The sequence below is a fragment of the Rhodopseudomonas sp. WA056 genome, assembly GCF_010906995.1.
Classification (GTDB): Bacteria; Pseudomonadota; Alphaproteobacteria; order Rhizobiales; family Xanthobacteraceae; genus Rhodopseudomonas; species Rhodopseudomonas palustris_G.
In genome coordinates this window covers 1-897 of sequence record NZ_QPFS01000252.1, presented here as the reverse complement: position 1 = coordinate 897, position 897 = coordinate 1, and the positions used below count along the sequence as shown (strand labels likewise).

The 897-nt window shown below is 63.4% G+C and carries 1 protein-coding gene and 1 pseudogene; one reads left to right on the top strand and one right to left on the bottom strand.

Annotated features, from left to right (window positions below; all coding sequences use genetic code 11):
• Positions 1 to 316: pseudogene (locus tag DU475_RS23865) on the top strand (ABC transporter substrate-binding protein); the annotation flags it as partial.
• An 89-nt stretch (positions 317 to 405) separates the two neighbouring features.
• On the opposite strand, the gene DU475_RS23860 reads toward DU475_RS23865, so the two are convergent.
• Positions 406 to 897, bottom strand: a 492-nt coding sequence (locus DU475_RS23860; RefSeq protein ID WP_164633522.1) for a YciE/YciF ferroxidase family protein, incomplete at its 5' end; no start/stop codon positions are given.

The following is an 897-nucleotide window of genomic DNA, read 5'->3' as shown; positions in this document are numbered from 1 at the left end:
GAAGGAGTTCCTCGCCTTCATGGACAAGGAGTTCCCGGAGGGCAACAAGCTCGATGGCGGCACTGTGGTCGGCTACGGCGTCGCCCAGACGCTGGTCGAGGTGCTGAAGAAGTGCGGCGACAACCTCACCCGCGAAAACGTCATGAAGCAGGCCGCCAGCCTGAAGGACTATCGCACCGAAGTGCTGCTGCCGGGCATCAAGATCAACACCTCGGCGACCGACTTCGCGCCGGTCAGCCAGTTGCAGCTGATGCGCTTCAAGGGCGAGAAGTGGGAGCTGTTCGGCGACGTCATCAGCGCCGACGTCGGCGGCTGAGACTGACGGACGATCACGCAGAAGCCCCGGGCGGCAGCGCCCGGGGCTTCGTCGTTCCGATCCGCCGATAGCCTGCGAAATGCCGCCGCTTACGCCGCCGCCTCGTAATTGACCTCGCTCTCGGCCAGCTTCGAGAGAGTCTGGTCGGTGGTCTTTTCCTGCTGCAGTGTCTGGTCGATCAGCCGGACCGCATCCTTCATGCCGAGCAGGCCGGCCCAGGTCTTCAGCGTGCCGTAGCGGGAGATCTCGTAATGTTCGACCGCCTGGGCGGCTGCGAGCAGGCCGGCATCGAGCGCCTCGGTGCCCTTGTACTCGTCCATGATCTCCTTACCCTCGTCGATGATCCCGAGTATGGCGTCGCAGGTCTTGCCGCGGGCCGGCTTCTCGAGCAGTTCGAACACCTGCTCCAGCCGCTCGATCTGGCCTTCGGTTTCGGCGACGTGCTTCTCGAACGCCGCCCGCAGCTTGTCCGAGGTGGCGGCCTTCGCCATCTTCGGCAGCGCCTTCAGGATCTGCTTCTCGGCGAAATAGATGTCCTTCAAGGTGTCGAGGAACAGGTCGTTGAGGTTCTTGTCTTTGGT